9 protein-coding genes are annotated in these 8,466 nt (G+C 53.1%); all 9 read left to right on the top strand.

Annotation, left to right across the window (positions count from 1 at the left end; translation table 11 throughout):
• The first annotated feature begins 643 nt into the window (after nucleotides 1-643).
• The gene (locus tag ACLQ3M_RS04895; protein ID WP_411676580.1) at nucleotides 644-826 is read left to right on the top strand and encodes a hypothetical protein; all 183 of its coding nucleotides are present in this window, start codon (nucleotides 644-646) and stop codon (nucleotides 824-826) included.
• Entirely contained in the window at nucleotides 811-2,409 is a 1,599-nt protein-coding gene (locus tag ACLQ3M_RS04890) for a recombinase family protein (RefSeq protein ID WP_411676579.1), read from the top strand. The genes ACLQ3M_RS04895 and ACLQ3M_RS04890 overlap by 16 nt, the downstream gene beginning before the upstream one ends.
• A 247-nt stretch (nucleotides 2,410-2,656) precedes the next feature.
• The gene (locus ACLQ3M_RS04885) at nucleotides 2,657-3,868 is read left to right on the top strand and encodes a MalY/PatB family protein (protein WP_411676578.1); all 1,212 of its coding nucleotides are present in this window, start codon (nucleotides 2,657-2,659) and stop codon (nucleotides 3,866-3,868) included.
• 95 nt (nucleotides 3,869-3,963) lie between these two features.
• Entirely contained in the window at nucleotides 3,964-5,184 is a 1,221-nt protein-coding gene (gene dinB / locus ACLQ3M_RS04880) for a DNA polymerase IV (RefSeq protein ID WP_411676577.1), read from the top strand.
• Nucleotides 5,185-5,198: 14 nt separating this feature from the next.
• On the top strand, nucleotides 5,199-5,618 hold the full coding sequence (locus ACLQ3M_RS04875) for a PPC domain-containing DNA-binding protein (protein WP_411676576.1): 420 nt from the start codon (nucleotides 5,199-5,201) through the stop codon (nucleotides 5,616-5,618).
• Between the two features lie 12 nt (nucleotides 5,619-5,630).
• Entirely contained in the window at nucleotides 5,631-5,924 is a 294-nt protein-coding gene (locus ACLQ3M_RS04870; RefSeq protein ID WP_411676575.1) for a Dabb family protein, read from the top strand.
• Nucleotides 5,925-6,108: 184 nt separating this feature from the next.
• The gene (locus ACLQ3M_RS04865) at nucleotides 6,109-6,993 is read left to right on the top strand and encodes an amino acid ABC transporter substrate-binding protein (protein ID WP_411676574.1); all 885 of its coding nucleotides are present in this window, start codon (nucleotides 6,109-6,111) and stop codon (nucleotides 6,991-6,993) included.
• A gap of 52 nt (nucleotides 6,994-7,045) precedes the next feature.
• Complete coding sequence (locus tag ACLQ3M_RS04860; protein WP_411676573.1) at nucleotides 7,046-7,687, top strand: amino acid ABC transporter permease; 642 nt, start codon at nucleotides 7,046-7,048, stop codon at nucleotides 7,685-7,687.
• A 10-nt stretch (nucleotides 7,688-7,697) separates the two neighbouring features.
• Nucleotides 7,698-8,462: an amino acid ABC transporter ATP-binding protein gene (locus tag ACLQ3M_RS04855; RefSeq protein ID WP_411676572.1), complete on the top strand. Its 765-nt coding sequence runs from the start codon at nucleotides 7,698-7,700 to the stop codon at nucleotides 8,460-8,462.
• Nucleotides 8,463-8,466 lie beyond the last annotated feature (4 nt).

The following is an 8,466-nucleotide window of genomic DNA, read 5'->3' as shown; positions in this document are numbered from 1 at the left end:
CCTATGCAATGATTGATGTGTACGACTCCAAAAATCATTTCCTGACTCATGCGTCCGTTCGCATTATCGTAAAAGGAGAAACGACAAAGCCTTACGGCAATTCCTGGCGCCAGTTTGGAATCTTTTAAGTAGAACCATACGAAATCTTAACAACGAACCCCTTAAGAGGTTACCCGGAAAATGATTAACACTTTCCGGATCCTCTTAAGGGGCTTTTTCTGTAGTTTGAATTTATTAACAGATCTTAGCTGTGCTTTGTTACGGAGAATCTTAGGGTCTGCTCATTATTCCTGCTAATGGGAGCACTGAATGTTTCTTTCCATCAATTTGCTCGTTTTGTTAAAGTTTGTTTGCAGAGTCTTAATGTCTCCAGTTTTTGGCTCTTCAAACGCTCTATCTATTACACGCCCTTGTCTCATTCCCCAGATACATACTTCCCATAGAGCCTTCAATTTCATTCGGCCTTCCATTTCTGCCTTGCTCTTCACCTGCGATTTCAGGTTGCCCACCAGCTAAGCAGGAACGGCGGCAGAGCAACGCCAATGTCGCTGATTTTTTTCAAAATGCAAGGAACACAATTACCTATTCGTTTTATCATACGGACAAACGGACCTTGCGTAAGCATAGCTCAGGGGGTGTTACCGTGAGTCAGGATAGAAAAAAAGGAAGTGTAAAAACCACCTGCTGTTACGAAGAAAATGGAGAAGACGCCAAAAATATTCTAGCGGAATCTTTTGCGTTATTCCTTGCTAGTGAAACTGAAAAGAGTTATCATGACCCAAATGGGTGGTTGCCTGTTGGAGGTACAGAATGTACACAAAAATAAGCAACCCAATGGACTATAAAACTGCATTTTACATTCGTCTTTCCAAGGAGGATGATCATGACAAGGAATCCGAAAGCGTAACCAACCAGCGCAGCCTGCTGACCGAGTTTGCCAGGGAACAACGGCTGGATGTTTTCGACACCTATATTGACGACGGCTTTTCCGGCACCAATTTCGACCGTCCCAGCTTTCAGCGTCTGATCACCGATATCAAAGAGAAAAAGGTCAACATGGTGGTCACGAAGGACATGTCGCGTTTGGGCCGGGATTATATCCAAACCGGCTACTACCTTGAAAAATTTTTCCCCATGAACGGCGTTCGCTACATCTCCCTGCTTGACGGCGTGGATACGGGAATCGACAGCAGTATTAACGACATTACACCGTTCAAGGCAATTATGAACGACATGTACGCAAAAGATATCAGCAAAAAAATCACCAGCGTCAAGCGGGATAAGCAGCGCAGGGGACAGTTCATCGGCGGCAAGGCTTCCTATGGCTACAAGATTTCAAAGGAACATAAAAACGCCATTGAGATTGACCCGCATGCAGCAGAAGTTGTCCGCAAAATATTTTCACTTGCCCTTGAAGGCAAATCCTGCCGTGAAATTGCCGTTGCCCTCAATCACGAGGGCGTCCCTACCCCATCACAGTACGCAAAACTGACTCCCGGGAAAAAAGGCCCTTACAGTGGGAAATGGAGCTCCGAGCGTGTGACATTCATGTTGAAAAACGAGGTCTATATCGGCAACATGGTACAGGGGCGCATCCGCAAGATCAATTATAAGATCGACGCCTGCCGAAAACTCCCGCCTGAGGAATGGACGGTTGTGGAGGGAACCCATGAGCCAATTGTGGAGGAAGAAACTTTCCGCAAAGTGCAAATGATGATTTCCAGCCGAACAAATACCCGCTCCCGCACCCATGAATTCCTTCTCAAGGGTTTAATCTACTGCCATGAATGCGGATATCCACTTGGTGTTTTGGAGCGGACGCTGTCCGGAAACAGAAAGGTTCTCTACTTTGTATGCCGAACTTATCAGCGCTTTACAACGGAACGAAAATGCACCTGCCACTGCGCGCGCGTGGATACCGTGACCGAAGCGGTTTTAGAAAAGGTGCGGGCAATCTGCTCGCAATACCTTGACCGGGAAGCTTGCGCCGAGCAGGTAAAATCTGCGAAAAAGGAAAAAGCAAACAGGAACGGCCCGGCGGAAGAACTAAGGCAGGCAGAACAGCAGTGCGAGAAACTTACCGCCCACCTTGATAAGGTATATAATGACAAACTTGCCGGTACATTGGATGAAGCAGATTTTCAGCGGATTTATGACAGAATCAAGCGGGAACGGATTGCGTTGCAGGACAAAATGAAGACATTGAAAAACGTGGAGAAAAAAGGCTCCGCACCTGATATGGATGCAGAGCAGCTGATGCATAAATTTATCGACAGCGTGGAGACAAACAAGGAACTGCTGGTAAGCCTTATCTCCCGAATCGAACTCACCGAGCAAAAAGAGATCATCATTCATTTCCGCATCAAGGAATTGAGCCATCTTCAAGGGGATGGTATTAAAAACGCCTGAATATTTCTAATTGCGAAGTCCGAAAGTATCCCGCATTGAAAAAAAGTCGCTTGCGGCACTTTATAAAGGATTCAGCAAAAACTAGCTCTTTTCCTGCGCGGCGGGCTCCGCCAAGGTGCTCCGGCTGACTGCGTAATCCATTGCAATTCGCCTCAAAAAAGGGTATAGTAGAGCTTAAAGAAAGCAGAGAGGCTTCCCGAAAAGGACGCCTCATTTTTTATTCCAAGGAAATGAGGGAAATTCTAAAATGAAATACGATTTTACTACTATTATGGACCGCCGGGGAAAAGACGCGGTCGCGGTGGACGGTTTGGGTACGGCGCCCGGATTTGTTCCCGAACTGCCGAAAGAGGGCTTCGACGTTATCCCGATGTGGGTTGCGGATATGAACTTTCCTACGGTCCCCACCGTACAGCAGGCGATGATCGAACGAGTAAAGCACCCCGCCTTCGGGTACTTCGATCCCACCGGCGAGTACTACGATTCTATCATCAAGTGGCACGAAAGCCGCAACCGGGTAACCGGCCTGACCCGCGAGTGCATCGGGTACGAAAACGGCGTCCTCGGCGGAGTAATCTCCACCCTCTGCGCGTTTACCGCGCCCGGCGACGCCGTTCTTCTGCACTCCCCCACCTATATTGGTTTTACCAAGAGTGTCACGAACAGCGGCCGCAGAATCGTGCACAGTCCTCTGCGGCAGGATGAAAACGGCGTCTGGCGCATGGATTATGAAGACATGGACGCGAAAATCAAGGCCAACAAAATCCACGCGGCGATTTTTTGCAGCCCCCACAATCCCTGCGGACGCGTGTGGGAACAGTGGGAAATTGAAAAAGCCATGGAGGTCTATGCGGCAAACGACTGTATTGTAATTTCCGACGAAATCTGGTCCGACCTTATTTTAAACGGAAACCGACATATTCCCACCCAGTCGGTCAGTGAAGACGCCCGAAACCGCACCGTCGCGCTTTACGCGCCCAGCAAGACCTTCAATCTTGCCGGGCTGGTCGGGTCATACCATATCATTTATAATTCCTATCTGCGCGACCGCGTTCGGGCGCAAAGCAGCAAATCCCATTATAACGAAATGAACGTGCTGAGCATGCACGCGCTGATCGGCGCTTACCGGCCCGAAGGCTATGAATGGCTGGACGAGCTCCGCGAAGTGTTAAGCGGCAATGTGAACTACGCCTGCGATTATATTGCGCGCCGTTTCAGCGGCGTGAACGTGTCCAAGCCCCAGGGAACCTACATGCTTTTCCCTGACTGCGGGCAGTGGTGCGAAAGCCACGGCAAAACTCTTGACGAGCTGCTGAAAAGCGGCTGGGACGTCGGCGTCGCCTGGCAGGACGGCCGCATGTTCCATGGGGCCTCCTCCATCCGCATGAACCTGGCGCTTCCTCTAAGCAGGGTCAAAGAGGCACTGAACCGCCTGGACAAATACGTATTCAACGCATAGCCAAGCATAAAACGCCCTCGTTTTCTCCCCGTTTTTTTATGCGAATTCTGTTTTTCGGCCAGAGAATATGGTATGATATTCAAGGGGTGTGCCGCATGGAACGCACGATTTTACACTGTGACTGCAACGGATTTTTCGCATCCGTCGAATGTATGCTGCGCCCCGAGCTCAAAAACGTACCGATGGCGGTCTGCGGCGATCCGGAGAGCCGGCACGGGATCATCCTTGCGAAAAACGAGCAGGCGAAAGCATACGGCATCCGCACCGCAGAAACCATCTGGCAGGCAAAGCGCAAATGCCCCCGGCTGGTTCTGGCCGCGCCCCGGTTTCGGGAATACCGGCGGATTTCCCAACAGATTAATGAAATTTACCGCAGATACACCGATCTGGTGGAGCCGTTCAGCATTGATGAAAGCTGGCTGGACGTGACGGGGAGCCGGGTACTGTTCGGCGACGGCCGGCAGATTGCGGACCGTCTGCGTGAAACGGTTCGCCGCGAAATTGGCATCACCATCTCCGTCGGCGTTTCGTTTAACAAGATTTTCGCTAAACTTGGCAGCGACTATAAAAAACCGGACGCGACGACGGTCATCAGCCCCGAGAATTATCAAAGAATCGTCTGGCCCCTTCCCGTCGACGCGTTAATGTTCTGCGGCGAAAAGGCCGCGCAGACGCTGGCCGGCCTTGGAATTCACACCATCGGCGACCTTGCTGCGTGCAGCCCGGAACGGTTGTCTTCCCGCCTTGGGAAAGCCGGGGCACAGCTGTATGAGTTTGCAAACGGCAGAGACTCAAGTCCCGTGGCGGACGGACGGAACAGGCAGGAAATAAAAAGCGTCGGCAACAGCGTCACCTTCCGCCGTGACCTGAGCGGCCCGGAGGACATCCGGAAAGCCGTTCAGGCCCTTGCGGACAGCGTGGCCTCCCGTCTGCGACGGCAAAAGCTGAAATGCTGGGTGGTACAGGTCGGAATCAAGGACCCGTCATTTCGGTATATCACCCGGCAGAAAACGCTTTCCGCTCCCACTCACCTTGCCCGTCTCCTGGCGGCGGCCGGAGAGGAGCTGATGGCGGCCTGCTGGAATACGAGCGCGCCGATCCGAATGCTTTCGCTTTCCGGAACCGGACTGGTGCCCGAAGACGCGCCGGGGGAACAGCTCTGCTTTTTCGGCGGGAATGATTTGCGGGGCAGCGAAAAGGAAGAGCGGCTTGAAACCGCGATGGACTGCATCCGCGGCCGTTTCGGCAACGGTGCGGTGAAATTCGCCGGACTTTTGAAAGAAGATCTCGGGCTTGACGGCCTGCATCGGGAATAAGGGGGATTATCTCTATGAAATGCAAAAAATTCGGCAACACGCTGGTTTTGCGGGTGGACCGTGGCGAAGAGCTGATTCAGGCGATTCAGAGCGCGTGTGAACAGGAAAACGTCAAATTCGGGTCCATCACGGGCCTCGGCGCCGTCGACCACGCCGTGGTCGGCCTTTACCGTGTCGCGGAGCACCGGTACTATTCCAATACCTTTGACGGCGTAATGGAACTGACCTCGCTCGTCGGCAGCGTTACTGAAATGAGCGGACGGGCTTATCTGCATCTGCACGCCAATTTTGCAAAGGCCGACGGGCAGGTGGTCGGCGGCCACCTGAACGAGGCTGTCGTCAGCGGAACCGGCGAAATTATTATTCAAATCATAGACGGCGGTTTGGGGCGGCGCGCCGACGCGGTGACAGGCCTGAATCTATTCGATCTGTAAAGGAGGCAAACCATGATCAGACATCTTGTATTCTGGACCTTGAAGCCGGAGGAAAAGGACCGTGTCAACGAAATCGCAGCGGACCTCAGACATAAATTTCAGGCTCTGCTGGGTACCGTAGACGGCCTGGAAGCCATAGAACTGGGGCAAAACTACAATGGCGGCGACTTCGACCTTGTTCTAAACTGCACTTTTTCCACCGAGGAGGCCGAGCGGGCCTACCAAACGCATCCGGCCCATCTCGCCATCAAAAGCGTGGTTCATACGCTCGTCTGCGCCAGAGCAAGCGCGGATTACGAAATTTGATTCCCGATAAGGACGGCGCGAGGCAGAAAAAAGCCTCGCGCCGTTTTTGTTCTGCCGTAACGGCCCGGCCCAGCCGCATAATGGTTTGCGGAAAAGTCGGCAAAAATCTTTTTGCCTCTTTACTTTACTCTGCTAATTCGTTAATATAGTAAGGTACCAATGAATTTACATAAGGATGGATTTTATGAAAAAACTGATCAGTTTCTTAATGACGGCAGCCCTGACAATTTCCTTTGCCGGCTGTTCTTCCGCCCCCGCCGCGACACAGCAGACCCCTTCCGCCGCGGTCTCTTCAGGGGCGGCGTCCGGGTCCTCCGCGCCGGACGGTTCATGGGACAAAGTCAAATCAGCCGGAAAACTGGTTTTGGGGCTGGACAAGGCTTTTCCGCCGATGGGATATGTCGACACACAGACCGGCGATCTGGTCGGCTTTGACATTGACCTTGCCAAAGAGGCCTGCAAACGCCTTGGCATTGAACTGTCGCTGCAGCCGATCGACTGGGACAACAAGACGGCGGAGCTGAACAACGGCAACGTGGACTGTCTTTGGAACGGTTTTTCCAAAACTCCCCAGCGGGACCAGGAATTCGCTTTAAGTATCCCTTATATGAAAAACAATCAGATCATTCTTGTAAAAGCCGGCTCAAATTACAAAGGTCTTGGCGGCCTCGCAGGCAAAACCGTCGGCGTACAGGCGGATTCCAGCGCCGAAACCGCGTTAAACGACAATCCTGATTTCAAAAGCTCTTTGAAAAGCGTCGTGAAAATTGACGATTACAGCAAAGCGGTTCTCGAAATTCAGAACGGCACCATCGACGCAATCGCCATTGACGAAATCGTCGCCCGCTATTATCTGACGAAAAATCCCGGCGCCTACTCTGTTTTGCAGGATCAGGACGGCAAGGACGCATCGCTTGCCACGGAGGACTACGTTGTGGCGTTCCGGAAATCCGATATCGCCCTCAAGGAAAAAATCGAGGGCGCTCTGAAGGATATGGCCAAAGACGGAACCATAGCCGATCTTTCGAAAAAATGGTTCGGGAAAGACGTCACCACCGTCGGCAAATAAGCGGGCTGCTCCGCCCCGGCGAGTTATCAATCGATGGAGGGCTTGATCCCCTATGAATTACACCGTGCTGCTTTCACAAATGCTGCAGGCCACGCTGATGTCTCTGCGCATCTTCTTTTCGACCCTGTTGTTTTCCGTTCCGCTGGGGCTTCTTGTCGCCGCGGGGCGCAGGTCAAAGCGTAAGGCGGTCAATCTGCCCGTGCGGTTTTACATCCTGCTGATGAGGGGCACCCCGCTGATGCTTCAGCTCCTGTTCATATTTTACGGTCTGAAGCCGCTGACCGGAATCCAGCTTGACCGCGTGGTTGCCGCGCAGGTCGCCTTTCTTTTGAATTACGCGGCCTATTTTGCCGAAATTTTCCGCGGAGGGATCGACGCGGTCCCGGCGGGGCAGTACGAAGCGGCCCGGGTCCTGGGCTTTACAAAACGGCAGACGTTTTTCCGCATCGTCCTGCCGCAGGTCTGCAAAATGATTCTGCCGCCCATGAGCAATGAATTTATCAATCTGGTCAAGGACACCTCTCTGGCACAGGTCATCGGCGTAACAGAGCTGCTGCGCGTCACCTCCGACTGGGTTTCCTCTGCCGTCAGCATGGCGCCGTTCGCGATCGCCGCCGTATTCTACCTATTGATGAACGCCGTTGTGACCCGCTGTTTCACCGTCGCGGAAGCCCGTATGAATTATTACCGTTAGGAGGAGCCTTATGCCGTTACTGACCGCGCGCAGCCTGTACAAAAGCTTTGACGGAACCGGTGTTCTGAAAGGGATTTCCCTCGACGTGGAAAAAGGAGAGGTTCTGACCGTCATCGGCCCGTCCGGCTCGGGCAAAAGCACGCTTCTGCGCTGCTTGACGCAGCTGGAGACCGTCGACCGGGGCGAGATTTCCGTCTGCGGAGAAACACTGGTGAAAACCGGTAAAAATCAGTCCGCCGTCTATTCCGACCGGGCGGCCTGCCGCCGGATTGCCCTGCACATCGGGCTGGTGTTCCAGAATTTCAACCTTTTTCCTCACTTTTCCGTACTGCGGAACATTGCGGAAGCCCCGATGCACGTTCTTGGCAAAAAAAAGGCGGAGGCCGAGGCCTCCGCAATGGAGCTGCTGAAAAAAATGGAGCTGTCCGACAAGGCGGATTTTTACCCGTGCCAGCTTTCCGGCGGGCAGCAGCAGCGCGTTTCCATTGCGAGAGCGCTGGCCATGAATCCGGACCTTCTGTTCTTCGACGAGCCGACCAGCGCGCTGGACCCGGAACTGACCGGGGAAATCTTGAAGGTCATCCGGGAGCTGGCCGCCGAGCATATGACCATGGTGGTCGTCACCCATGAAATGGCTTTTGCGCGGGACGTGGCCGATCAGGTTGTCTTTATGGCCGACGGCGCCATTGTCGAACAGGGCACCCCGGAGCAGGTGTTCGCAAACACGCAGAGCGAACGCACAAAGGCCTTTTTGTCCCGTTTCAACGAATCCTGACCCG

The sequence above is a fragment of the Caproicibacter sp. genome (assembly GCF_046707225.1).
Taxonomy (GTDB): domain Bacteria; phylum Bacillota; class Clostridia; order Oscillospirales; family Acutalibacteraceae; genus Caproicibacter.
The sequence above is the reverse complement of the archived record's forward strand: the minus strand, read 5'-3'. Positions and strand labels throughout refer to the sequence as shown.